The sequence below is a fragment of the Streptomyces sp. NPDC003393 genome (assembly GCF_053589015.1).
This window is the reverse complement of record NZ_JBSFRB010000012.1, coordinates 69602-93555: the sequence shown is the minus strand read 5'-3', so window position 1 is coordinate 93555 and position 23954 is coordinate 69602. Positions and strand designations below refer to the sequence as shown.

Annotated in this window: 18 protein-coding genes, 2 tRNA genes and 2 pseudogenes; 13 read left to right on the top strand and 9 right to left on the bottom strand. The window is 70.9% G+C overall.

Annotated features, from left to right (window positions below; all coding sequences use genetic code 11):
• Nucleotides 1-169: 169 nt before the first annotated feature.
• Nucleotides 170-2743 (bottom strand): aminopeptidase N, encoded by a 2574-nt coding sequence (pepN, locus tag ACWDUZ_RS15040; RefSeq protein ID WP_451632235.1) that lies wholly within the window; start codon nucleotides 2741-2743, stop codon nucleotides 170-172.
• A 136-nt stretch (nucleotides 2744-2879) separates the two neighbouring features.
• Here pepN and ACWDUZ_RS15035 point away from each other — a divergent pair, with 136 nt between their 5' ends.
• Entirely contained in the window at nucleotides 2880-3545 is a 666-nt protein-coding gene (locus ACWDUZ_RS15035; protein WP_451632234.1) for a mycothiol-dependent nitroreductase Rv2466c family protein, read from the top strand.
• Nucleotides 3546-3560: 15 nt separating this feature from the next.
• Here ACWDUZ_RS15035 and ACWDUZ_RS15030 read toward each other — a convergent pair whose 3' ends face one another.
• From ACWDUZ_RS15030 to ACWDUZ_RS15015, 4 genes and pseudogenes are all read right to left on the bottom strand, one after another.
• Nucleotides 3561-3788, bottom strand: a complete 228-nt coding sequence (locus ACWDUZ_RS15030) for a hypothetical protein (protein WP_451632233.1) — start codon at nucleotides 3786-3788, stop codon at nucleotides 3561-3563.
• A gap of 97 nt (nucleotides 3789-3885) precedes the next feature.
• Nucleotides 3886-5274 (bottom strand): amino acid permease, encoded by a 1389-nt coding sequence (locus ACWDUZ_RS15025; protein WP_451632232.1) that lies wholly within the window; start codon nucleotides 5272-5274, stop codon nucleotides 3886-3888.
• Nucleotides 5275-5429: 155 nt separating this feature from the next.
• Nucleotides 5430-7097 (bottom strand): annotated as a pseudogene (locus ACWDUZ_RS15020) (NtaA/DmoA family FMN-dependent monooxygenase); the annotation flags it as partial.
• Between the two features lies 1 nt (nucleotide 7098).
• Nucleotides 7099-8163, bottom strand: a pseudogene (locus ACWDUZ_RS15015) (ABC transporter substrate-binding protein); the annotation flags it as partial.
• Between the two features lie 702 nt (nucleotides 8164-8865).
• On the opposite strand from ACWDUZ_RS15015, the gene ACWDUZ_RS15010 reads away from it, so the two are divergent.
• The gene (locus ACWDUZ_RS15010) at nucleotides 8866-9447 is read left to right on the top strand and encodes a biotin transporter BioY (RefSeq protein WP_451632231.1); all 582 of its coding nucleotides are present in this window, start codon (nucleotides 8866-8868) and stop codon (nucleotides 9445-9447) included.
• 95 nt (nucleotides 9448-9542) lie between these two features.
• On the opposite strand, the gene ACWDUZ_RS15005 is transcribed toward ACWDUZ_RS15010, so the two are convergent.
• Nucleotides 9543-10964 (bottom strand): amino acid permease, encoded by a 1422-nt coding sequence (locus ACWDUZ_RS15005; RefSeq protein WP_451632230.1) that lies wholly within the window; start codon nucleotides 10962-10964, stop codon nucleotides 9543-9545.
• Nucleotides 10965-11189: 225 nt separating this feature from the next.
• Here ACWDUZ_RS15005 and ACWDUZ_RS15000 point away from each other — a divergent pair, with 225 nt between their 5' ends.
• Together ACWDUZ_RS15000 and ACWDUZ_RS14995 are read left to right on the top strand one after the other, a co-directional pair.
• Nucleotides 11190-11678, top strand: a complete 489-nt coding sequence (locus ACWDUZ_RS15000; RefSeq protein ID WP_451632229.1) for a ribose-5-phosphate isomerase — start codon at nucleotides 11190-11192, stop codon at nucleotides 11676-11678.
• 210 nt (nucleotides 11679-11888) lie between these two features.
• Nucleotides 11889-12698 carry an Fpg/Nei family DNA glycosylase gene (locus ACWDUZ_RS14995; RefSeq protein ID WP_451632228.1) on the top strand — a complete coding sequence of 270 codons (810 nt, stop codon included), beginning with the start codon at nucleotides 11889-11891 and terminating at the stop codon, nucleotides 12696-12698.
• 90 nt (nucleotides 12699-12788) lie between these two features.
• Here the strand turns inward: ACWDUZ_RS14995 and ACWDUZ_RS14990 are convergent, their stop codons facing one another.
• Entirely contained in the window at nucleotides 12789-14030 is a 1242-nt protein-coding gene (locus ACWDUZ_RS14990) for a GNAT family N-acetyltransferase (RefSeq protein WP_451632227.1), read from the bottom strand.
• Between the two features lie 162 nt (nucleotides 14031-14192).
• Here ACWDUZ_RS14990 and ACWDUZ_RS14985 point away from each other — a divergent pair, with 162 nt between their 5' ends.
• Together ACWDUZ_RS14985 and ACWDUZ_RS14980 are read left to right on the top strand one after the other, a co-directional pair.
• The gene (locus tag ACWDUZ_RS14985) at nucleotides 14193-15371 is read left to right on the top strand and encodes a PP2C family protein-serine/threonine phosphatase (protein ID WP_451632226.1); all 1179 of its coding nucleotides are present in this window, start codon (nucleotides 14193-14195) and stop codon (nucleotides 15369-15371) included.
• A gap of 23 nt (nucleotides 15372-15394) precedes the next feature.
• A complete protein-coding gene (locus ACWDUZ_RS14980) occupies nucleotides 15395-15898 on the top strand; it encodes an HD domain-containing protein (RefSeq protein WP_451632225.1) in 504 nt (167 codons plus the stop codon).
• A 21-nt stretch (nucleotides 15899-15919) separates the two neighbouring features.
• Here ACWDUZ_RS14980 and ACWDUZ_RS14975 read toward each other — a convergent pair whose 3' ends face one another.
• Entirely contained in the window at nucleotides 15920-17146 is a 1227-nt protein-coding gene (locus ACWDUZ_RS14975) for an acyltransferase family protein (protein ID WP_451632224.1), read from the bottom strand.
• Nucleotides 17147-17635: 489 nt separating this feature from the next.
• Between ACWDUZ_RS14975 and ACWDUZ_RS14970 the strand changes: the two genes are divergently transcribed.
• From ACWDUZ_RS14970 to ACWDUZ_RS14960, 3 genes are all read left to right on the top strand, one after another.
• The gene (locus tag ACWDUZ_RS14970) at nucleotides 17636-17830 is read left to right on the top strand and encodes a hypothetical protein (protein ID WP_451632223.1); all 195 of its coding nucleotides are present in this window, start codon (nucleotides 17636-17638) and stop codon (nucleotides 17828-17830) included.
• Nucleotides 17831-18055: 225 nt separating this feature from the next.
• Nucleotides 18056-18742, top strand: a complete 687-nt coding sequence (locus ACWDUZ_RS14965; RefSeq protein WP_451632222.1) for a PH domain-containing protein — start codon at nucleotides 18056-18058, stop codon at nucleotides 18740-18742.
• Between the two features lie 267 nt (nucleotides 18743-19009).
• Nucleotides 19010-19882, top strand: a complete 873-nt coding sequence (locus ACWDUZ_RS14960) for a GNAT family N-acetyltransferase (RefSeq protein WP_451632221.1) — start codon at nucleotides 19010-19012, stop codon at nucleotides 19880-19882.
• Between the two features lie 72 nt (nucleotides 19883-19954).
• Here the strand turns inward: ACWDUZ_RS14960 and ACWDUZ_RS14955 are convergent.
• Nucleotides 19955-20025: transfer RNA gene (locus ACWDUZ_RS14955), tRNA-Gly, on the bottom strand.
• A gap of 317 nt (nucleotides 20026-20342) precedes the next feature.
• Between ACWDUZ_RS14955 and ACWDUZ_RS14950 the strand changes: the two genes are divergently transcribed.
• From ACWDUZ_RS14950 to ACWDUZ_RS14935, 4 genes are all read left to right on the top strand, one after another.
• A tRNA-Pro gene (locus tag ACWDUZ_RS14950) sits at nucleotides 20343-20419 on the top strand.
• A gap of 280 nt (nucleotides 20420-20699) precedes the next feature.
• Nucleotides 20700-22085: a trigger factor gene (tig, locus tag ACWDUZ_RS14945; RefSeq protein WP_451632220.1), complete on the top strand. Its 1386-nt coding sequence runs from the start codon at nucleotides 20700-20702 to the stop codon at nucleotides 22083-22085.
• Between the two features lie 297 nt (nucleotides 22086-22382).
• Nucleotides 22383-22988, top strand: coding sequence for an ATP-dependent Clp protease proteolytic subunit (locus tag ACWDUZ_RS14940; RefSeq protein ID WP_451632291.1), 606 nt, complete (start codon nucleotides 22383-22385; stop codon nucleotides 22986-22988).
• 145 nt (nucleotides 22989-23133) lie between these two features.
• Nucleotides 23134-23844, top strand: coding sequence for an ATP-dependent Clp protease proteolytic subunit (locus ACWDUZ_RS14935; protein ID WP_451632219.1), 711 nt, complete (start codon nucleotides 23134-23136; stop codon nucleotides 23842-23844).
• Nucleotides 23845-23954: the final 110 nt, after the last annotated feature.

Below are 23954 nucleotides of genomic sequence, written 5' to 3'. Positions count from 1 at the left end.
GTTCGGATGCCGAAAACCCCTGGTCCGTTCAGGGAGGACCAGGGGTTACGGTGTGTCCTGACCGAATTTCGTAACGGTTACCGCCCGCCCGAGCCTTGGCCAGAGCTAGGGCCGGCCGGGTGACCCGGTGACCGCTCGGGCGCCGTCGGTGCGGCGGCGCCCCCACGGCTCACCCGCGCGCGTCGCACGCCTGGCCGCGCAGCGCCCGGGCCAGGTCGTCCCGGGCCTCCAGCACCAGCCGGCGCAGCGCGGGAGCGGCGTCCTCGTGCGCGGCGAGCCAGGCGTCCGCCGCGTCCAGTGTCTGCTGCGAGTCCTGCAACGCCGGGAACAGGCCCCGGACCACGTCCATCCCGATCTGGATCGACCGCTCGGCCCACACCCGCTCGATCGCCGCGAAGTACTTCTCGGCGTACGGCGCGAGCAGCTGCCGCTGCGAGGGCCGGCCGAAGCCCGCGATGGTCGCCTCCACCAGCGCGTTCGACAACGCGTCCGACTCCACCACCCGGACCCAGGCCTGCGCCTTCACGGCCGCCGAGGGGCGCGCGGCCAGGCAGCGGACCTGGTGCCGCTTGCCCGAGGCGGTGTCGTCCCGCACCAGCTCGTCGGCGAGCACCTTCTCGTCCGCCGCCCCGTGCGCGGCCAGCGGCCCCAGGAACGCCCAGCGCAGCTCCTGGTCGACGTCCAGGCCGGCGATCTCCTCGGTGCCGTCCAGCAGGCTCTTCAGCAGGTCGAGGTCGGCGGGTGCCGCCGCCACCGCGGCGAAGAAGCGGGCCCACGCCAGCTGGTGCTCGCTGCCCGGCTCGGCCTGGCGCAGCTCGGCCAGCGCGCCCTCGGCCAGCAGCCGCTCACCCGTCTCGCGCCACTCGGGTGCCACGTAGTGCACCAGCGCCGAGTCCGCCCACGCGTGCAGCATCTGGAGCACACCGATGTCGGACTCGCGGCCCGCGAACCGCAGCACCAGACCGATGAAGTCCCGGGCCGGAAGCAGTGCGTCCCGGGTCAGGTTCCACAGCGCCGACCAGCACAGCGCGCGGGCCAGCGGATCGGTCAGGGCGCCCAGGTGCTCGCGCAGCGTGGCCAGCGAGGTCTCGTCGAAGCGGATCTTGCAGTAGGTGAGGTCGTCGTCGTTGACCAGCACCAGCTCCGGCGCGTCCTGCCCGGCCAGCTCCGCCACCACCGTGCGCGTGCCGTCCACGTCGACCTCGGCGCGCGCGTACCGCTGCAGCTCCCCGGCCTCCGAGCGCCGGTACAGGCCCACCGCCACCCGGTGCGGGCGCAGCTCGGGGAGCGACTCCGCCGCCTCCTGCACCACCGCGAGCTCGTCGATCCGGCCCTCGGCGTCCAGCAGGACCGCCGGGGTCAGCGAGTTGACCCCGGCGGTCTGGAGCCAGGAACGGGCCCAGGCGGCCATGTCCCGGCCGCTGGTCTCCTCCAGGACGGCCAGCAGATCTCCCAGGCGCGTGTTGCCGTAGGCGTGCCGCTTGAAGTAGCGCCGGGCGCCCTCCAGGAACGCGTCCTGGCCGACGTACGCCACCAGCTGCTTGAGCACGGAGGCGCCCTTGGCGTAGGTGATGCCGTCGAAGTTCAGCTTGGCGTCCTCCAGGTCACGGATGTCCGCCGTGATCGGGTGCGTGGAGGGCAGCTGGTCGGCGCGGTACGCCCACGCCTTGCGGCGGTTGGCGAAGGTGATCCAGGCGTCCTTGAAGCGGGTCGCGCCCACGTTCGCGAACGTGCCCATGAAGTCGGCGAAGGACTCCTTCAGCCACAGGTCGTCCCACCACTCCATGGTGACCAGGTCGCCGAACCACATGTGCGCCATCTCGTGCAGGACGACGTTGGCCCGGCCCTCGTACGACGCCTGCGTCACCTTGCCGCGGAAGATGTACTCCTCACGGAAGGTCACCAGGCCCGGGTTCTCCATCGCGCCCAGGTTGTACTCGGGCACGAACGCCTGGTCGTACTTGCCGAACGGGTAGGGGTAGTCGAAGTGGTCGTGGAAGAAGTTCAGGCCCTGCTTGGTGACGAGGAAGACGTCGTCGGAGTCGAAGTGCCGGGCGAGCCCCTTGCGGCACATCGCGCCCAGCGGGATCTCCAGCCGCGTCCCGTCCTTCAGCACCCGCTCGTAGGTGTCCGTCACATAGTGGTACGGCCCCGCCACCACACACGTGATGTACGTCGAGATCGGCTTGGTCTCCGCGAACCGCCACACCCCGGCGTGCCGCTCGCCCGCGCCGTTGCTCCACACCGTCCACTCCTCGGGTGCCCGCACCTCGAAGCGGAACGGCGCCTTGAGGTCGGGCTGCTCGAAGGTGGCGAACACCCGGCGGGAGTCGGCCGGCTCGTACTGGGTGTAGAGGTAGACCTCCCCGTCCTCCGGGTCGACGAAGCGGTGCAGGCCCTCACCGGTGCGCGAGTAGGCGCACCGGGCGTCCACGATCAACTCGTTGTCGGCGGCCAGGTCCTCCAGCAGGATCCGGGAGCCGTCGAAGACCTCACCGGGGTCGAGGTCCTTGCCGTTGAGGGAGACCGCCGTGACGCTCGGCGCGATCAGGTCCGCGAAGCTGGAGGCACCCGGCTCGTTGCAGCGGAAGCGGATCGTGGTGACGGACCGGAAGGTGCGCGGCCCGTCCCCCTCCTGCTCGCCGACCGCCGAGCGCACGTCGAGGGACACCTCGTACCCGTCGACGGACAGCAGCGCGGCCCGCTCCCGGGCCTCCTCGCGGGACAGATTCTCACCGGGCACAGGCGGCACTCCCTCGGGTCGCGTTCACGATGTGGACAGCACCGATCCTGCCATGCGGCCCTGACACGCGGCAGCCGGGAATGCCGGGGGCGAGGATCGACGTTGCCTGGGGAAAGACCACATACCGAGGAGAGTCATGTCCGAGACCGCCTCCGCCCCCGCCGGCAGGACCCCCGTCGACTTCTGGTTCGACCCGCTGTGCCCGTGGGCCTGGATGACCTCCCGCTGGGTGCTGGAAGTGGAGAAGCTGAGGGACATCGAGGTCCGCTGGCACATCATGAGCCTCGCGGTGCTCAACGAGCCCAAACTGGACGAGCTGCCCGAGGACTACCGCGAGATGCTCACCACCAAGGCGTGGGGTCCCGTCCGGGTGGTGACCGCCGCCTGGCAGAAGCACGGCGACGACGTCCTGGGCCCGCTCTACACCGCGCTCGGCACCCGCTTCCACAACCAGGGCGAGGGCCCCACCCGCGAGGCCATGGCCGCCGCGCTGGAGGAGGTCGGCCTGCCCGCCGACCTGATCGACTACGCCGACCAGGAGGACTTCGAGTTCGAGGCGGAGCTGCGCGCCTCCCACAAGGAGGGCATCGACAAGGTCGGCCAGGACGTCGGCACCCCGGTCATCGCCCTGCCCGGCGCGGACGGCGAACAGATCGCCTTCTTCGGCCCGGTCGTCACTCCCGCCCCCAAGGGCGAGCAGGCGGCCCGCCTCTGGGACGGCACGGTCGCGGTGGCCTCCATCCCCGGCTTCTACGAGATCAAGCGCACCCGTACGGCAGGACCGGACTTCAGCAACCTGTGACGCGCACCGCGCGGCTCACTCGGGCACGGGCAGCTTGATGGGTCGGGCGAACGGCTTCTTGTTCCCGCCCGTGCGCAGGTTCCGGCACTGCCTGCCGGTCTCGGCGTCGAGCACGGCCTCGCAGATCCAGAACTCGTGCACGCTGTTGCGGCCCAGCCGCTCCTTGAGCACGGCCGCCTCGGCCGCGTTCAGCTTGCGGTGCGGCTGGTCGGCGTCGCAGGTGTGGCAGTAGTACGTCCGCATCCCGACACCATCCCCCGGAGCCCGCGATACCGGAAGACCCCCGCGAGACACGAGCTCGCGGGGGTCTTCCCGCGTCCGCCCGTGGAAGCGGGGCGGGTCAGTCCTGCCGGGCGCGGGCGCGCTGCCGGACGTACCCGGCCGCCGCCAGGAACAGCGTCATCCCGCCCGTCGAGTACAGCTGCACCCGGGTGTCGGGCTGCCGGGCCATCAGGACGAAGATCGCCGCCATGCCGGCCAGGGCCACCCAGGTCAGCACCGGGAACGCCCACATCCGCACGACCAGCCGCTGCGGGGCCTCCCGCTCAAGCCGGCGCCGCAGCCGCAGCTGGGAAGCGGCGATGAAGATCCAGACGACCAGGATCACCGCGCCGATCATGTTCAGCAGCCAGGGGAAGACGTCGTCGGGCCGCCAGTAGCTGAGCAGCACGCAGGCGAAGCCGAAGACGCTCGACACCAGGACGGCCGCGCGCGGTACCCCGCCGGAGACCTTGGCCAGCACCTTGGGCCCCTGGCCGCGCTCGACCAGCGAGTACGCGATGCGCGAGGAGCCGTAGATGTTGGCGTTCATCGCCGACAGCAGGGCCACCAGCACGACCACGTTCATCAGCTGCCCGGCGCCCGGGATGCCCAGGCGGTCCAGGGCGGCGACGTACGGGCCCTTCTCGACGACGGCCGCCGAGTCCCAGGGGACCAGCGTGACGATGACCGCCATGGAGCCGACGTAGAACAGGGCGATGCGCCACATCGCGGTGCGGACCGCGCTCGCCACCCCGCGCACCGGGTCCTGGGACTCGGCCGCCGCGATGGTGACCGTCTCCAGGCCGCCGTAGGCGAAGACGGAGGCGAGCAGGCCGATGATCAGGCCCTGGCCGCCATGGGGGAGGAGGTCGGTGAGGTTCGAGGAGCCGGGGGAGTCGGTGCCGGGCAGCACGCCGGCGACGGCGAGCACGCCCAGCACCAGGAACAGGGTGATCGCGCCGACCTTCAGCGCGGCGAACCAGAACTCGAACTCGCCGAAGTTCTTCACCGCCGCCAGGTTCGTCCCGCAGAACACCACCATGAACAGCGCCACCCACACCCACTCCGGGGTGCCCGGCAGCCAGCCGTTGACGATCTTCGCGGCGCCCATGCCCTCCAGGCCGACCGCCGTGCACAGCAGCACCCAGAACGACCAGCCGGCGGTGAAGCCGGCCCACGGGCCGAACGCCCGCTCGGCGTGCGCGGAGAAGGAACCCGAGGACGGACGCGCGGCCGACATCTCCCCGAGCATCCGCATCACCAGCATGACGAGCAGGCCGGAGACGGCGTAGGCGAGGACGATCGACGGTCCGGCGGCGGCGATGCCCGCGCCGGAGCCGACGAACAGCCCGGCGCCGATCACGCCACCGAGCGCGATCATCGACAGATGGCGCTGCTTGAGGCCGTGGGAGAGGGCGGCTGCGTCCCGCTGCCGCGGTGGTGTGTCCGTGGTCGTGCTGCTGGGCATGGAAAGCGGCTCTCCCAGGGCAAGAGGTGGCAAAAACCCGGCCAGTCTGGGCGGCCCGTCCGCTCACGCGAAGGGGGCGTCCAGTATCCGGACACCGCCGGTGCGGTGGGTGAGATTCCGGTTACCTCCTCATGGGGATCGGAAGAGGGAGCCGGTCACGCCGCCACGGGGGTGTAGTGCGAGGCGTCGCCCTCGATCGAGTAGCTCTGCTTGCCCTCGATGCCGACCGGGATGTCACCGGCGACGGTCACCCGGTTCAGCCGGCGGGGCAGGCCGTCGTAGTTGTCGATCGCGTAGTGCTGGGTGATCCGGTTGTCGAACAGCACCAGCTCGTTCGGGGACCAGCGCCAACGCAGGACGTTCTCCGGGCGGGTGACGTACACCTGGAGCAGGTCCAGCAGCTTGCGGGACTCACCGGCCGACAGCCCCACGATCCGCTGCGCGAAACCGCCGATGAACAGCCCGCGCTCACCGGTGAGGCGGTGCACACGGACCACCGGGTGGGCGGTGCGGTAGGCGATCGAGGTGAACTCGGCGCGCTGGGCCGCCTTCTCCTCGTCGACGGCCTCGTCCGGGACCGCGTAGTCGTAGTCGTTGGTGTGCTCGGCCCACAGGGTGTCGACCAGGCGGCGCAGCGGCTCGGGCAGGTCGCGGTAGGCGGTGGCCGCGTTGGCGATCAGCGTCTCGCCGCCGTACGGCGGGACGGTGATCGAACGCAGGCTGGTGGCCTGCGGCGGGTTGAGGACGAAGGTGACGTCCGTGTGCCAGTGGTTGGCGCGCCCCCGCCCGCTGTCGACGGGCAGCACGTTCGGGGCGCCCTCGACGGCCGGCACGGTCGGATGGGCGGTGGTGATGAGCGTGGGGGCCGGGGTCAGGTACTGGTTGGCGGGCCGGGGCAGGCCGTAGTGGTCCCGCAGGGTCCGGTGGGGGCCGTAGGCGGTGCGGAACAGGCCGCGGCCGCGCAGGATCGGGACGACCTGGTCGACGAAGGTCTCCAGGCCGGAGGGCAGCACCGCGGGCATGATGTTGAAACCGTCGGCCGCGCCCTGGGTGAACGACGTCTCGATGGCGTCCGCCACCTGCTCGGGCGTCCCGGCGAAGGTCAGGTGCCCGCGCCCGCCGCCCAGCCGCCCGATCAGCCGCCGCACGGTCAGCCGCTCGCGTCGGGCCAGCTCCACCACGAGCGTGTAGCGGCTCCTGGCGCCCTCGATCGCGGACTCCGGCGGCAGGTCGGCGGGCAGTTCGCGGTCCAGGTGCAGGGTGCCGGGCTCCAGGCGCAGCAGGTTCTCCAGCCGGGCCACGCCGTGCTCGTGGACGATGTGGTCCTCGAGGACCTGCTCCGCCGCCCGCGCCTCGGCCTCGGTGGAGCCGATCACCGGGACGATGCCGGGCAGCACCTTGACGTGGTCGGGATTCCTCCCCGCGCGCCGGGCGCGGGCCTTGAGGTCGGCGTAGAAGGCCTGCGCGTCGGCGAGCGTCTGCTGGGCGGTGAACACCGCCTCCGCGTACCGGGCGGCGAACGCCTTGCCGTCGTCCGAGGAGCCCGCCTGCACCAGCAGCGGATACCCCTGGGGTGTGCGGGGCACGTTGAGCGCCCCCGCCACACTGAAGTACGTCCCCTGGTGCCGCGCGGGGTGGATCCTGGCGTCGTCGCCCCACACGCCGGCCGCCTTGTCGGCGACGATCGCGTCGTCCTCCCAGCTGTCCCACAGCTTCAGCGCCACGTCCAGGAACTCGGCGGCGCGGGCGTACCGCTCGGCGTGTGCGGGCTCGGCGTCCAGGCCGAAGTTGTGGGCGGCCTCCGCGCCGGCCGTGGTGACGATTCCGGTACTCGGCGGGCACGGACCCGGCCGCGATGGACTCGAAGCGCCGGTCGAACAGCGAGCGGACGTCGAACTTCTTCACGAATCCGCCCTCGGCGAGCAGGTCCGCGGTCTCCTGCTCCCACCGGATCGCCTCGTCCCAGCTCGGCGGGAACAGCGGCTTGTTGGCGAGCCTGGTGACGGACTCGGCCTGAGCGAGGGCCAGGTTCTGCGTCTTGACGTAGAACTCCCGGTTCCAGACGTCCGGGTGCTCCCACTGCCACACCTGGCCCTTGGCCCACTGCGGGATGTAGGCGGCGATGGCGGCGGCCTTCGCCCGGTCGGCCAGTACGGACGCCGGCGCCCACAGCAGATTGAGCAGGTCGACGACGTCGGTGGGAATGGTGTGGGCGCCCTTGGACCCGTACTGCTTCAGATACGCCGGCGCCTGGCTGTTCTGGAGCGGCGCCACGTCCACCTGGCCCGACTGCAGGGCGGTGCGGAACTGGTTGCTGGTCAGCGGCACGAGGCGCACGTCGTCGTACGCCAGGCCCGCCTCCTTGAGCGCCCGCAGCAGCATGACACCCTGCGCCTGCCCCTGCGACGAGGCAAGTCTCCGCCCCTTGAAGTCACCCGTCGTACGGATGTCGCTGCCCGGCTTGGTGGCGAAGAGGTAATTGGGTTTTCGGGTCAGGCCGATGGCGACGATCCTCGCGTCGAAACCCTGGTAGTGCGCCTGGATCGGCGGAATGCCCGCGTTGGCGGCCACGTCCAGGGACTTGGCGCGGAAGGCGTTGATGACATCGGGACCGGCGCCCGTGTTCAGCCAACTCGAGACGGTGAACGGCAATTTGGGAAGCCCGGCGAGCCTGGACTGCAACTGCTGGACGCCCTGATAGGAGGCGATCTTCAGGCTGGTGCCCGCAGGAACCTCGTTCGCGAGCGGGGCGGAGAGATCGACGGACGACTTCGAGGCGGCCGCGCTCGAACCGGCGCAGCCGCTCAGCCCCGCGGCCGCCGCGGCGGCACCGAGCAGGGAGGAGAGGAAAAGGCGCCGGTCTACACCGGACGCTGGTGCGGAGAGCATGAAAGAACTCCATGGATGCACAGGGCAGGAAAGGCCTACGGCCGTGGCGGGGCACGTGGACGAGGGCACGCGGCCGTGGACGGAAGAAGGCATGCGGGAATTCCGGGCGGCGAGCTCAGGGTGGAAGCTTCCGAAAAGCAAGCGCGGTGACGGGAATTCACACCGGGAGAGAAGAACCGGAGAGGGCGCTCCGGGGCGCTTCAACGGGTCAGCGACAAAGAGTGCGACAGCTCGTGAGCGGGTTCATGGGAAAGATGCTCCCGGTTGCGCACAACCCCTGTCAACGTTCCAATTTTTTCAAATTCGTGAAGTCCGAAGGCGCATGGAACCGGGACGGCACGTCCGCCGGCCGAGCACGTCCGCCGGCCGGTGACCCGGACGTCCATCGCCCGCGGACCCGGCACGTCCATCGCCCGCGGGCCGAGCATCTCCACCGCCCGCGGGCTCTCCGTGCATCCGCGGGCGGCGGGCTCTTCAACATCTTTGGCCGATCTCCACAGAAGCGGCCGACACCTTCCCCGTCGCCCACACCACGCCACCTCAGTGACCGGCATCACGCCGCCCCCGGTGTAACCGGCGCGCTTTGTCCGGAGCCAACGAAGTGCACGATCAAGCCTTTGTCGAGCGCTGACGGTGATCGGCGCGAGGGCGCCGGTATAGCGTCGCGGTGTTCCCACCTGCCCACACACCCGCGGAGTCCCCATGAGCACCGCCACCGTCACCGCACGCCCCGGCGCAGTCCTCGCCGATCTGCTGCCCGCCTCGCGCGTCCGAGACGCCGCCCTGGTGGTCGGCGGTGCCGCGCTCACCGGCCTCGCGGCCCAGTTGTCGGTCCCGATTCCCCACTCCCCGGTGCCGGTGACCGGGCAGACCTTCGCCGCCCTGCTCGTCGGCACCGCGCTCGGCGCCCGTCGCGGCTTCTTCTCCCTTGCCCTGTACGCACTCGCCGGTGTGGCCGGCGTGCCGTGGTTCGCGAGCGGCACCTCCGGCTCGGGCGCCGTCTCCTTCGGCTACGTCCTCGGCATGCTGCTCGCCTCGGCGGTCGTGGGCGCCCTGGCCCGCCGTGGCGCCGACCGCTCCCCGCTGCGCATGGCGGGCACGATGATCCTCGGCGAGGCGGTCATCTACGCCGTCGGCGTGCCGTACCTGGCCCTGGCGGCCGGCCTCTCCGCGTCCCAGGCGATCGCGGCCGGCCTCACCCCGTTCCTGATCGGCGACGCCCTGAAGGCCGCCCTGGCGATGGGCGCGGTGCCGGCCGCCTGGAAGCTCGCGGACAAGCGCTGAGGCCGTAGCCGGCCGCCGGCGACGCGCAGACACAAGGAGGAGGGAGCCCTCGGGGCGCCCTCCTCCTTGTGTCTGCGGTGTTTGCGCGGACCGCGTCAGCCGACCGGGACCTTCTCGGTCTCGCCCTGCTCCGTGACCGCCGTCCGGTGGCCGCCGCCGAGCTTCTGCTTGACGAAGGCGATGACCAGCACGACCGCCGCGACCAGCAGCGACAGCAGCACGGTTTCGCGCCCGTCGTGCTCGGTGTCGGTGAGCATGTAGCCGAGGACGAAGACGATCAGTGCGGCCGTCGCCCAGGTCAGGTACGGGTACAGCCACATCTTCACGACCAGCTTCTCCGGCGCCTCGCGCTGGATGATCTTCCGCATCCGCAACTGCGAGAAGCAGATCACCAGCCAGACGAACAGGGCGACCGCGCCGGAGGAGCTGACGAGGAAGAGGAAGACGGTGTCCGGGAATTTGTAGTTGAAGAACACGGCCAGGAAGCCGAAGAGGACGGAGACGGTGATCGCCGTCCGCGGCACGCCCCTGCTCGTGGTCCGGGCGAAGGCCTTCGGCGCGTCCCCGCGCTCGCCCAGCGAGAAGGCCATGCGGGAGGCGGTGTAGAGGCCGGAGTTCAGGCAGGACAGCACCGAGGTCAGCACGATGAAGTTCATGATCGTACCGGCGTGCGCGATGCCCAGGGAGTCCAGCGCGGCGACGTAGGAGCCCTTCTCGGCGATCGACTTGTCGTCCCAGGGGATCAGGGAGACGACGACGAGGATCGAGCCGAGGTAGAAGACGGCGATACGCCAGATGATGCTGTTGGTCGCCTTGGTCACGGCACGCTGCGGGTCCGCCGACTCGCCCGCGGCCAGGGTGGCGATCTCGCTGCCCATGAACGAGAAGACGACGAGCAGCACGCCGGTGAGGATGGAGCCGGGGCCGTGCGGCAGGAAGCCGCCGTGTCCGGTGAGGTTGCCGAAGGACGCCTGGTCGGTGTGGACGCCGGGCAGCACGCCGAAGACGGCCAGCAGGCCGATGACGATGAACGCGGCGATCGCGACGACCTTGATCCCGGCGAACCAGAACTCGAACTCGCCGTAGGAGCCGACGGAGACCAGGTTGGTGGCGGTCAGCACCAGCATCACGATGAGGGCCCAGCCCCATTGAGGCACGGCCGGAATCCAGCCGGCCAGGATCGCGGCACCGGCCGTGGACTCCACGGCCAGCACGACGACCCAGAAGAACCAGTAGAGCCAGCCGATGGAGAACCCGGCCCAGCTGCCGAGCGCGCGGTCGGCATGCGCCGAGAAGGAGCCCGAGGTGGGGTTGGCGGCGGACATCTCGCCGAGCATGCGCATCACGAGGACGACGAGCGTGCCGACGAGGGCGTACGAGAGCAGAATGCCGGGCCCGGCGGTGGCGATGCCGGAGCTGGAGCCCACGAAGAGGCCGGCGCCGATGACGCCGCCGATCGCGATCATCGTCAGATGTCGGTTCTTGAGTCCAGCCTGAAGTCCGGAACCAGGTGTCATGGGGACGGAATTCCTTTGCGCCGGTTGAGCGGTGTGCCGTACGAGGGGGTGCCGTTGTGGGGGCTGTGTACGAGCCGGTCCAGTGAATCTGAGGTGTTGGAATTCGGAAACCTTTGAATCCTGATTGTTACTTGAGGTTCATCTGAGGTTCTATGGCGCGCCTCACAGTTTCCGTCGCGAACACCCGGAGCTGCTGCCCGGGGTGCGGCGTGTCACACTCGTCCCATGCGCGTGTATCTCGGCTCGGACCATGCGGGCTTCGAACTCAAGAACCACCTCGTCGAGTGGCTCAAGGCGGCGGGACACGAGCCCGTCGACTGCGGGCCGCACATCTACGACGCCCAGGACGACTATCCGCCCTTCTGCCTGCGCGCCGCCGAGCGCACGGCCGGCGACCCGGACTCCCTCGGCATCGTGATCGGCGGCTCCGGCAACGGCGAGCAGATCGCGGCGAACAAGGTCAAGGGCGTCCGCGCGGCCCTCGCCTGGAGCGAGGAGACCGCCTCCCTCGGCCGTCAGCACAACAACGCGAACGTCGTCGCGGTGGGCGCGCGCATGCACACGGTGGAGGAGGCGACCAAGTTCGTCGAGACCTTCCTCAACACGCCCTTCTCCGGTGACGAACGCCACATCCGCCGCATCGACATGCTCGCGGACTACGAAACGACGGGCGACCTCCCGCCGATCCCGGCGCACCACCCGCAGCAGCAGTAGCGGCGGCCACATGTGAGGGGGCAGGGGCCATCCCGGGACCCGAGGGTCCGGGCGTGACCCCGGTGGGGTCCGGGGCCCAGCCCCGGACGCCCTCCCGATCGCGGGTTCCCGGGGGCCGGAGCGCGGCCCCCGGGAGGCGATCGCACAACGCACCGCGGAACAGGATCCCGGGGCGGAGCCCCGGGACGCGGCAGGAAAGGACACCACACCGTGCCAGAGGGGCACACGATCCACCGCCTCGCACAGGACTACGCCGCGCGCCTGACCGGCACGCCCACCCGGGTCACCAGTCCCCAGGGCAAGTTCTCCGACGCCGCCGAGCTGCTCGACGGCGCGGAACTCACCCGCACCGAGGCCCACGGCAAGCACCTCTTCCTCGGCTTCCGCGACAGCGACTGGGTCCACATCCACCTCGGCCTCTTCGGCAAGGTCACCTTCGGCGACGCCCCCGCCCCGCCACCCACGGACACCGTCCGCCTCCGCCTGGCGAACCCCACCGCGTACGTCGATCTGCGCGGCCCCACGACCTGCGCCCTGATCACCGACGCCGAGAAGGCGGCGATACACGACCGTCTCGGCCCCGACCCGCTCCGCCCCGACGCCGACCCGGCCACCGCCTACGCCCGCGTCCGCCGCAGCCGTACGGCGATCGCCGCGCTGCTGATGGATCAGAAGGTCATCGCCGGCGTCGGCAACGTCTACCGCGCCGAGGTCCTCTTCCGGCACCGCATCGACCCGTACCGCCCGGGCAGGGACATCACCCCCGCCGAGTGGGAGACGATCTGGACCGACTTGGTCGGCCTGATGCGCGAGGGCGTCCGCAACAACCGCATCGACACCGTCCGCCCCGAACACACGCCCGAGGCGATGGGCCGCCCTCCGCGCGTCGACGACCACGGCGGCGAGGTCTACGTCTACCGGCGGGCGACCCAGCCCTGCCACATCTGCGGCACCGAGGTCCGCACCGCCGGCCTGGCCGCCCGCAACCTCTTCTGGTGCCCCACCTGCCAGCGGAACTGACGGAACCGGCACGCGGACCCCGTGCAACCGGCGGAGTCCCGGAACGCGCCGGCTAGTGCAGCGACAGGCAACGTTCGCCCCGTCGCAGCACTAGAAGCCGTGCGGCAGCCAGGGCGCCACCGCCGCCCCGAAGCCCGCCGCCGCCTCCGCCAGCGCGCCCGCCCGCAGCTCGCGGACCCGCCCGGCCGCCGCCAGCGCCGTCAACGACACGCCACCGAGGTACGCCGCCCCCAGTTCCCGCACCGAAAGCGCCAGGTCCGCCGCGTCGGAGGTCCGCTCACAGGACGCCCCCTTGGTGTCCCCGCTGAGCCGCCACCGCCCGGTGTTCCAGGGACAGAACGCGTCCTCGACCTCGAACACCACGTCCACCGGCGTCTGGTACGTCCGCGCGGCCAGCGCCGCCCCGACGTCGACCGGCCGCAGGTACAGCGCGTCCCGCAGGCGCGGTCGGCACCGCCGTAGGTCGGACACCAGGTACTGCCAGGCGTCGTCGACCGGCCGCCCCCGCACGGTCAGCGTCGTCGTCAGGTCGATGCCGAACAGGAAGCGCCACAGCGCCGCGTCCGTCGCCGGATCGAGCGCGGCCAGGTCCTCCAGCCGCACCGTGCCGTCGTGCCCGCCGGCGCCCCAGCCGAGCTTGGTGCGGAACCGGGCGTACCCCGTGACCTCGCCGGCCCGCTCGGCCACCACGCACTGCAACGGGGACGCCCCGTCCCGCTCGCTCTCCGGGTCGAGCAGACCCGCCCGCTCCCAGCCGGGCCGCCGGGCCAGCATTCCCGGCCGGGAGGGCACCAGCCGCGCGTACACCGCCTCGCACGCGTCGAGAACGTCCGCGGGCGCCGCGTACCGCAGCCGTACGTCGTCCGTGCCGGCCGGGACCGACAGTCCGGCCCGGCCGGTGTCGATCTCCGCGTCGAGCTGGAAGGTCGCCGCGGCGTACCCGAAGCGCCCGTAGATCGCGGGCTCGGAGGCGGTCAGCACGGCCAGCGGCTCCCCCCAGGAGCGCACGTCGTCCAGCTGCCGCCGCATCATCGACGTCAGCAGCCCGCGCCGCCGGTGCGTCGCGGCCACGCTGACCATCGTGATCCCGGCGGCCGGCACCAGGGCCCCGCCGGGCACCGTCATCCGGAAGCTGAACGCCCCCGCCGTCCCCACGCACGTCCGGCCGTCCCAGATCCCCAGCGAGCGGTCGAACTCGGTGAGCGAGCGGTCCAGCTCCCGCTCCTCGGGCGTGCCCGGCCCGCCGCCGAAGGCACGGACGAGGTTGTCATACCACGCGTCCCACTCGTCCCGCCGCAGCACCCTCAGCTCGGTCGCAAGGTCAGTCGCCATGCGCCATGCCTACCAGGGCGATGCGGGGCGGGCGAGGGAATTTCCCGCCGGTGGCGGGCGGTCCGGCCGGCGTGAGGTTCCGCGTGACCCCGGGCCTCGGACGGGGGATAAGTCGGACCTCCCGTGCCAAGCGGCGGGTCCGGTGGATAGGGTCCCGGACTAATGGCAGCACGACGAGAGCGGCGCACGGGAGCCGAGACGTACGCGGCCCGGTTGAAAATGCAGTGGCACCGGGTCCGCGTCGGCGTACGCAGAGCCGCCGTCGACTACTTCCGCGGGGACGGCTCGGAGTGGATCGCGCTCGGCGGTCTGCTGCTGACCATCCCGCTGATCGCAGCGCTCACGCTCGTCGACTCGGTGTGGTTCTCGCCGGTCGCGCTGGTGCTGCCCATCGTCGCCGGCGGGCTGCTGCTGCGCCCTGCCAGCCTGCTCGGCCTGTACGCGGCCGCCGCCACCGCGCTGATCGTGGAGTCGGTACGGCTCGGCCCGTACACCGAGGGACCCTCCCGGGTGACCCCGGGCGTGGTGCTGGTGGTCGCCGCCTGCGGTTTCTTCGGACTGCTGATCGCACAGTTCCGCAGCCGGGTCGGCGTGCCCTGGCGGCGCGGCGGCACCATGCTGTTCGACCTGCGCGAACGCATCCGGGTACAGAGCAAGCTGCCGCAGCTGCCCGGCGGCTGGCACCGTGAGATGGCGCTGCGCCCGGCCGGCGGCCAGTCCTTCTCGGGCGACTTCGTGGTCGCGGCCCGCACCAACGGCGGCCGCACCCTGGAGGTCGTCCTCACCGACGTCTCCGGCAAGGGCATGGACGCGGGCTCGCGTGCGCTGCTGCTCTCCGGTGCGTTCGGCGGCCTGCTGGGCAGCCTGCCCCCGCACGCCTTCCTGCCCGCGGCCAACGGCTATCTGCTGCGCCAGGACTGGGAGGAGGGCTTCGCGACCTCCATCCACCTGGTGCTGGACCTGGACTCCGGCGACTACGAGCTGTACTCCGCGGGCCATCCGCCCGGCCTCCAGCTCAGCGCGGGCAGCGGCCGCTGGGAGGAGAAGGCGGCCGAGGGCCCGCTCCTCGGGGTGTACGACGGCGCCCAGTTCGACTCGGTCAAGGGCTCCCTGCGCCCCGGCGACGTGCTGATGCTGTTCACCGACGGCCTGGTGGAGACCGCCGACCGGGACATCACCGAGGGCATCGACCGCCTCACCGGCGAGGCGGACCGCTATGTCGCGAGCGGCTTCCACGGCGCCGCCTGGCACCTGATCGAGGCGGTGGCCAAGGACGTCAACGACGACCGCGCGCTGCTGCTGATCTGCCGCGAGGGCCCCACGGCCCAGGCGCTGCGATGAACCCGGCCGGTCACACTTCAGGGGTGGCCCACACCCACCCCGAGGCACCGCGGCCGCTCACCCTGGCCGAGGTCGAGGCGCTCGCCCGCACCGCCCACGCCGGCCAGACCGACAAGGCCGGCCGGCCCTACGCCGAACATCTGCACGCCGTGGCCGAGGGCGTACGGGCCCGCGGCGGCGACGCCGAGCAGATCGCGGCGGCCTGGCTGCACGACGCCGTGGAGGACGACGCGCTCCCGGAGCGGTGGCTGCGCGAGGCGGCGCTCAGTCGTCGTACGAAGGACATCGTGCTCGCGCTCACCAAGCGGGCGGGGGAGGAGTCGGAGGCGTACGCCCGGCGCGTGCTCGCCACGCCCGGCGCGCTGCTGGTGAAGGAGGCGGACCTGGCGCACAACGCCGATCCGGCCCGCCTCGCGGTCCTGGACGAGGCCACCCGCACGCGGCTGACCGAGAAGTACGCGCGGATGCGCGCACTCCTCGGCCTCACGCCGGACGGAACGAACGGCGAAGGAGCGGACCGACGCTGAGGAGCGCTCCGGTCACGGCCCTCAGGCGCCGACCCGCTCGTCGGACCGGGCCCCGGAACTCGCGGACGACCCCGAGCGGCCGACAGCCGTCCCGGACCCGCCCGTTCCCGTTCCCGCCCCTGCGTGCGTGCCCGCCGACTGCCGGAAGGCCCAGTCCATCCTCGGTTCCACGGCGAACCGGAGGACGCGCCGTACGGGCTCGGTGCACAGCAGGGTGACCGCGGCCGCGGCGGCGACGGTGACCACGACCGAGCCGAGCGGGCTGTGCAGCGCGGCCGTGTCGAACCCGCCCGCGTACAGCACGCCCTTGACCACGAAGCCGTGCAGCAGATAGCCGTACAGCGTGCCCGTGCCGAGCGCGGTGAACCAGGTCCGCCGGCCCGGCACCCAGGCGAAGAAGCACGCGGTGAGCAGCACCGCGCCGCCGAACATCACCAGCACCATGACCGGGCCGGCCCACCAGGGCGCCCCCAGGCCCTGTGCGGCGTCGTTCCGGTAGACCCACGAGGCGTTCACGCGTGGCGCCGTCCACCACGCACCCGCCAGCGCGACGGCGAACACCGGCACCGACAAAATCCGCACGGCGCGGCGGCGCACCAGGTGGAAGTGTTCGGGCTTCATGCGCAGCCCCAGCACGAAGCAGGGCAGGAACTGCAGGACGCGCTGGAAGTCCAGCTCACCGCCGATTCCCGGGGTGAGCGACGCGAGCATGGCGATGCCCAGGGCGAGCGGCAGAGGCCCGCGCACGAGATTCCAGACCGGGGCGGTCAGGCGCCACACGAACAGGGCGCACAGGAACCAGGTCAGATACCAGGGGGTGAGAAGGCTGATCTGATGATCGTCCGAGTGGCCGACGAAGATCCGGAAGAGTGAATAGGCGGTCTCGAAGATGACGTACGGCACGACGACGCCGGTGATCAGCCGTTTCAGCCGGTCCGGACGCAGGTCGAAATTACGGGAGAAGAAGCCGGAGATGATGATGAACGCCGGCATGTGGAAGGTGTAGACGACGTTGTACGCGGCTTCGAGTGTCCGGCTGTCGCTCTTGACCGTGGCCCAGGTGTGCCCCACGGCCACCAGCACGATCGCCAGGTATTTGGCGTTGTCGAAGAACGGATCGCGCTGCTTGCCGGGTCTTCCGCCGGGATCACCGGACCGGCCGGCACTCGGCGCGCCTGCGGCCGCCGGTGACTGGGCCGAAGGAAGCGGTGTTCTGTTCTGTCCGGGAGACGAGGCGGAGTGGAACATCTGAGGCACCCTAGCGCTCTCTGCGGGATTACGCGGAACCCCCGATCGGGAATGTCGGCTATTCGCCGCGCCTACCCAGGATTTGACGAAGCTTGTGTGACCGCGAGGGTGACGGTGGACACATCGCATGCCCCGTTCGTGTACATCGAACACGTCTTCAATGTCCGGATTCGTCATAACGAGTTGCGTCATGGAGGTGGCGCCCACCTGCGGTATTCGAATTATTTGCGAACACGATGTGTGGACCCGGAAACGAAGGCGCTGAATTCCGGACGGAGACACGGCGACGGTGAGCTTCGAATTCCCGTACGACGCGCGGCTGGTGAAGGGCGGTCGTCGTGAGGTCCCTGAGATCCGTGGCGCGGACCTGGCCGATGATGCGTCAGGCGTCGCATACGTGAGCCGCGTTGGTGGCACGATGGTTCCAGCGGGGGCGCGGGGATGGCGCCTCCGGGCCGGGAGAGCGGACCGACCGAGGGTGTGATCAGTGTGGCCATTTCACTGTCCGTGGTGCTGCTGTTGGCGATCATCCTGGTGGTGTTGCTCAGAGGCGGGTCGATCAAGGCCGGGCCGGCCATCGTCGCCGTGCTCTTCGGCTTCTTCCTCGCGTCCACCGGTATGGCGCCGTCGATCAACCGCTTCCTGAACTCGATAGCGGCCACGATCAACTCGATCAACTTCTGACGAGGGGCGTCCCCCGGCCCACGTCGGCCCGAACCCGGCGGAACGCCCCGGACACGACCGAGGGTCAGGTCGGAGAACCCGTCCTCCGGCCCGGCCCCGAGTCACACGGAGCGGGACGACGGGAACCGAACCCGCGTAGCCGGTTCGGAAAGTTGCCCGTTCGTCACCGGACTTGGCTGTCGCACCGCTGTTCGGGATGCGGCTGCGCCAGCCACAATCGCACGCATGTCGACCTCGGACCCGCAGCCACCGCTCGGCTCGGAGCCCCCCGCCTCCCCCGAACTGGTCTTCCGGTCCCCCCTCGGCATCGCCACAGGAGCGGTGCTGCTCGTCATCGTCCTGGGGCTGGGCCTCAGCACGGTCGTCAGCACCGACGGCGACCTGCTGTGGAGAGCAGTGGCGTGGATGCTGCTGCTGGTTCCGCTGCTGATCGCCCTCACCCTGCGGCCCGCGGTCTTCGCCGACGACCACAGGCTGCGCATCCGCAACCCGTTCCGCACCATCACCCTGCCCTGGGGCGCCGTCTCGGGTCTGCGGGCCGGCTACTCCAACGAGGCCTTCGACCAGCTCGGCACCAGATACCAGTTGTGGGCCATCCCGGTCTCCGCGCGCGGCCTGAAGCAATCCGCGCGCGAGCGGGTCAGGATGGCCGAGTCCTCGCTGTATCCGGGTGGCCCCGTCCCGGACCGCCAAGGGCTGTTCGACGCGGGACGGCCCGGCCGGCCGAACGCGGAGGCGGAACTCCTGCGGCCCGGATCCGACCGAACCATGGAGAGCCTGCGCGCGCTCCACGAGGCAGGTGCCATGACCAAGGAGGGCCGGGGCCGGCCGGAGGTGCGCTGGGCGTACGAGGTCCTCGGCCCGGCGGCGGCCGGCCTGGTGCTGCTGGTGGTCCTGCTCGCCGCGTCCTGACCCGAAGACGCCGGAGGCCGCGACCCGCGCAGTCCCGTAACGCTTCCCCGCCGCTTCCCCTCGTTCCAGCCCACGCGCCGTCCGATCGGGCGTACAGGGGCCACGCGCGCCGCTCTCCCGGTGCGGCACGCGCGGCGGGACCCGGTTCGACAGGATGGGCACGACCGGCGCAGGGTGAGCCGCATGCCTGATTCCTCTCCACAGTGGTTGCCGGCGGGCTGTCGGTGCCGACCGGCGACCGCCGCCGACGCCTCGGCGATCCATCGCTTGATCGTTGCCTGTGAGCGCGAGGTCCACGGCCGCGCCGAGACCGAACCGGATCGCGTCGCCGCCGACCTCGCGGTGCCCGGCCTGGTCCCGGAGCTGGACACCCTGCTCGTCCACGACCGGCGGTCGGGAGAGCTGATCGGGCGGGCCTGGGTCCGCGGCCGGCGGACCGCGATCGACGTGCATCCCGACCACCGGGACCGTGGCCTGGGCAGCTCATTGGTCGCCTGGGCCGAGGCGAGGGCTGTCCAGGCCGGTACCGAACGCCTCTCCCAGACGGTCTCGGACAATGATCGTCCGGCCGTCGTGCTGCTGCGCTCCCGCGGGTACGAGACGCTCGTCAGCGAGTGGCTTCTGGAGTTCGCGATGCCGGACGAACCGGCGGTGCCCGAGCCGCCGTCGGACATCACGGTACGGCCGTTCCGCTCGGGTGACGAACAAGCGGCGTATCAGCTCGTCGAGGACGCCTTCGACGAGTGGCAGCAGCGCCGGGAGAGCTACGAGGAGTGGGCCCTGCGCACCGTCCGGCGCGCCACTTTCGTTCCCGAGGCATCGCCGGTGGCGTTCGCCGACGGGCAGATGGTCGGCGTGGTGCTCGCGTTGGACCCCGGTACCGGAGAGGGGTATGTCGAGCGGGTCGCGGTACGGCGCGACCACCGTCACCGCGGGATCGCCCGTCTCCTGTTGCGGGACTCGTTCCGCACCTTCCACCGGCGACGGAAGCAGGCCTGCGTCCTGTGGACGCATTCCGACACCGGCGCGCTGTCGCTCTACGAGCGACTGGGCCTGACGGTCCGCCGCAGCTTCACGGTCTACAGCAGGACCCTCACCTCCGGGGAGCCGTCCCGCGCGGCGGACCGCCCGGAGGGCTGATCCGACCCCTGGGGACGACTCAGGCCCAGGGAGCGGGAAAACCCCGTCTCACCTGGGCCTGAGCCGTGTCGGAGCGGGCGACGGGAATCGAACCCGCGTAGCCAGTTTGGAAGACTGGGGCTCTACCATTGAGCTACGCCCGCACACAATGCGCGCCGCAGGTCGACCGACCGCGGCACATCAGGCATCGTAGCGGGTCGCCCCCCGTCGACGCACACCCCTTCCCCTTCCGCACCTCGGCGGAGCCCGGTCGCGCTTCCGGCGGAGACCCCGCGCGCCGCTTCCTGTCCGCGGACGGCCGCTCGGGCTCCCTCGGCGCGCCCGGGCGGCTTTCGGCCGAAGGGGTGGGGCCGGTGTGTCGGGGCGCGGGACGAAGGGGTGCGGAGGCGGGCCGACGGGGCGGGCGGCAAATGCGGCGGCCGTACTGGCTGCGGGCATGTACCCTACGTGTCGCACCAGACGGGGTGTGGCGCAGCTTGGTAGCGCGTCCGCTTTGGGAGCGGAAGGCCGTGGGTTCAAATCCCGCCACCCCGACCACCCGCCGACCGGGGCCGTCGCCGACCGGGATCACCACAGGTCGGCGCGGGTCTCCCGCGGGCGTGTGAGCCACGGGACCCGCTCGTGGTTCCCACCGTGATCCTCCGCGCGAGCGCCCCGTGATCGCCTTTTGGGACGCCGTGCCGCTGCGGTTACTATGCAAGCTGCGCGCCCGTGTGTCCGGCCTCTTGGCCTACGAACTCCTCCGGGCGGCGAATCCGCCGGACCGCCATGACGGCTCCGGCGAAATCCGAGAAGTCAGCCACAAGGAGACCGAACCGTGAAGAGCGCCGTGGAGACCCTGAACCCGACCCGGGTTCGGCTCACTGTCGAGGTGCCCTTCGAGGAGCTCAAGGACAGCCTCGACGCGGCGTACAAGAAGATCAACCAGCAGGTCACGGTGAAGGGCTTCCGCAAGGGCAAGATCCCGGCCCGGGTCATCGACCAGCGGTTCGGCCGCGGTGCGGTTCTGGAGGAGGCCGTCAACGACGCGCTTCCGCGGTTCTACACCGACGCGGTCAACGAGGCCGAGCTGAACCCCCTGGGCCAGCCCGAGGTCGACATCACCGAGCTGAAGGACGGCGAGACGCTGAACTTCACCGCCGAGGTCGACATCCGCCCGACCATCGAGATCCCGGACTACTCCGGCATCGAGGTCGAGGTCGACGCCGTCGAGGTGACCGACGAGGACGTGACGAAGGCCGTCGAGCAGCTGCGCGAGCGCTTCGCCTCCACCTCCCCGGTCGAGCGCGCCGCCGAGGACGGCGACGTCGTCACCATCGACCTGGAGGCCAAGGTCGACGGCGAGGTCCTCGAGGACGGCATCGCCAACGGCGTCTCCTACACCATCGGCTCCGGCGAGCTGCTGGACGGCATCGACGACGCCGTGAAGGGCCTGGAGGCCGGTGGCGAGGCCACCTTCACCTCCGAGCTGAAGGGCGGCTCGGCGGCCGGCCGGGAGGCCGAGGTCACCGTCAAGGTCAGCCAGGTCGCCGCCCGCGAACTGCCCGAGCTGGACGACGACTTCGCTCAGCTCGCCTCCGAGTTCGACACCCTCGAGGAGCTGCAGGCGGACAGCCGCAAGCGCCTGGAGAACATGAAGCAGTACGACCAGGCCACGCAGGCCCAGGAGCGCGTCCTGGACAAGCTGCTGGAGCTGGTCGAGGTGCCCGTCCCCGAGAAGCTGCTCGAGGACGAGATCAACACCCGCAAGCACAACCTCGAGCACCACCAGCTCGCGCAGATGGGCCTCACCCTCGACAAGTACCTGGAGCTCCAGGGCAAGACCGCCGAGGAGTTCGAGGAGGAGACCCGCGAGGCCGCGGTCAAGGGCATCAAGACCCAGTTCGTGCTCGACGAGCTGGTCAACAAGGAGAAGCTCAACGTCAACCAGGAGGAGCTCACCGAGCACCTGATGCGGCGCGCCGCCTCCTCCGGCATGTCCCCCGACGAGTTCGCCCAGGCCGTCGTGCAGCAGAACCAGGTTCCGCTGCTGGTCGGCGAGGTCGCCCGCGGCAAGGCCCTGGCCGTCGTCGTCGAGGCCGCGACCGTGAAGGACACCAACGGCGAGATCGTCGACCTGGAGGACGAGGACGAGGCCGCCGAGGCGCAGACCGCCGCCGAGGCCGAGGCCGAGGGTGACGGCGAGGACAAGGCCGAGGCCTGATCCACCGCCTGATCCGCGCGCGTCGTCCACGGCGCCGTACGTACGATGGGCCCTGGGGATCCGCTCCCCAGGGCCCGTTGTCATGACCGGCCACCCGCGCACCGCAGGCCCGGCGCGCTACGCCCCCGGCGAACACCCCCCTCAGCGGGATTCCCCGAAGGGAGCCGCGCGTTAGGGTCCATGAATACGAGGGCAGGGGAGTCCCCGAACACCGCCGGACGGCCCCACGCCCCGGCAGAACACGTGAGACGGCCCGGCGCCGTCGTAAGACGAGCAGGTGGATACGTGACGAATCTGATGCCCTCCGCCGCCGGCGAGCCTTCCATCGGTGGGGGCCTCGGCGACCAGGTCTACAACCGGCTGCTCAACGAGCGGATCATCTTCCTCGGCCAGCCGGTCGACGACGACATCGCGAACAAGATCACCGCACAGCTGCTGCTCCTTGCCGCCGATCCGGACAAGGACATCTACCTGTACATCAACAGCCCCGGTGGCTCGATCACGGCCGGCATGGCGATCTACGACACCATGCAGTACATCAAGAACGACGTGGTGACCATCGCCATGGGCCTGGCGGCCTCGATGGGTCAGTTCCTGCTCAGCGCCGGCACCCCGGGCAAGCGCTTCGCGCTGCCGAACGCCGAGATCCTGATCCACCAGCCCTCCGCCGGTCTGGCCGGTTCGGCCTCCGACATCAAGATCCACGCCGAGCGGCTGCTGCACACCAAGAAGCGCATGGCCGAGCTCACCGCCCAGCACACCGGCCAGACGGTGGAGCAGATCACCCGGGACTCGGACCGCGACCGCTGGTTCGACGCCCACGAGGCCAAGGAGTACGGCCTCATCGACGACGTCATCACACACGCCGCCGGCATGCCGGGCGGCGGCGGCACCGGGGCCTGAGCCGCTCCCTCGGAGGCGCCGCTCCCACCCGTGACAGGCCCCTGAAGGCCGTCAGGGCGCGGGAGGGGCCCCGGACCTCCCGGACACCTCCGTGCAGCCCAGCCAGCCCCTCAGCCGACCGCCCAGCCCCTTTCCAGGAGACATCGTGAACGACTTCCCCGGCAGCGGCCTCTACGACCTGCCCCACCGCCTCCAGGGCGTGGGAGGTGCCCCCAAGGCCGAGTACACCGGCCCCACGGCCGAGTCCCGCTACGTCATCCCGCGCTTCGTGGAGCGCACCTCGCAGGGCATTCGCGAGTACGACCCGTACGCGAAGCTCTTCGAGGAGCGCGTGATCTTCCTCGGCGTCCAGATCGACGACGCCTCCGCCAACGACGTCATGGCGCAGCTGCTGTGCCTGGAGTCGATGGACCCCGACCGGGACATCTCGGTCTACATCAACAGCCCCGGCGGCTCCTTCACGGCGCTCACGGCCATCTACGACACCATGCAGTTCGTCAAGCCCGACATCCAGACGGTGTGCATGGGCCAGGCGGCCTCCGCCGCGGCGGTGCTGCTGGCCGCCGGCACGCCGGGCAAGCGTATGGCCCTGCCGAACGCGCGCGTGCTGATCCACCAGCCGTACAGTGAGACCGGCCGCGGTCAGGTCTCCGACCTGGAGATCGCCGCCAACGAGATCCTGCGGATGCGCTCGCAGCTGGAGGAGATGCTGGCCAAGCACTCCAGCCAGTCGATCGAGAAGATCCGTGAGGACATCGAGCGCGACAAGATCCTCACGGCCGAGGAGGCGCTGTCGTACGGGCTGATCGACCAGATCATTTCCACCCGGAAGATGAACAACTTGGCCGTCCGCTGAGGCGGACACCACACCCGCCCGTCGCTCCTTGGCACGGTCACGTCGAAGTGAACCGTGCCAAGGGGGGCCCGAACGGGGGGCCCGGCAAGGTACCGTCGACATAAGGCAGC

Bases quoted from the DNA above. Each gene is read 5' to 3' on its own strand.
- ACWDUZ_RS15035 (WP_451632234.1), top strand. From the start codon at position 2,880: ATGTCCGAGACCGCCTCCGCCCCCGCCGGCAGGACCCCCGTCGACTTC.
- ACWDUZ_RS14965 (WP_451632222.1), top strand. From the start codon at position 18,056: ATGTCGACCTCGGACCCGCAGCCACCGCTCGGCTCGGAGCCCCCCGCC.
- ACWDUZ_RS14975 (WP_451632224.1), bottom strand. From the start codon at position 17,146: ATGTTCCACTCCGCCTCGTCTCCCGGACAGAACAGAACACCGCTTCCT.
- ACWDUZ_RS14990 (WP_451632227.1), bottom strand. From the start codon at position 14,030: ATGGCGACTGACCTTGCGACCGAGCTGAGGGTGCTGCGGCGGGACGAG.
- ACWDUZ_RS15025 (WP_451632232.1), bottom strand. From the start codon at position 5,274: ATGCCCAGCAGCACGACCACGGACACACCACCGCGGCAGCGGGACGCA.
- ACWDUZ_RS15005 (WP_451632230.1), bottom strand. From the start codon at position 10,964: ATGACACCTGGTTCCGGACTTCAGGCTGGACTCAAGAACCGACATCTG.
- ACWDUZ_RS15010 (WP_451632231.1), top strand. From the start codon at position 8,866: ATGAGCACCGCCACCGTCACCGCACGCCCCGGCGCAGTCCTCGCCGAT.
- ACWDUZ_RS14940 (WP_451632291.1), top strand. From the start codon at position 22,383: ATGCCCTCCGCCGCCGGCGAGCCTTCCATCGGTGGGGGCCTCGGCGAC.
- ACWDUZ_RS15030 (WP_451632233.1), bottom strand. From the start codon at position 3,788: ATGCGGACGTACTACTGCCACACCTGCGACGCCGACCAGCCGCACCGC.
- ACWDUZ_RS14985 (WP_451632226.1), top strand. From the start codon at position 14,193: ATGGCAGCACGACGAGAGCGGCGCACGGGAGCCGAGACGTACGCGGCC.
- ACWDUZ_RS15000 (WP_451632229.1), top strand. From the start codon at position 11,190: ATGCGCGTGTATCTCGGCTCGGACCATGCGGGCTTCGAACTCAAGAAC.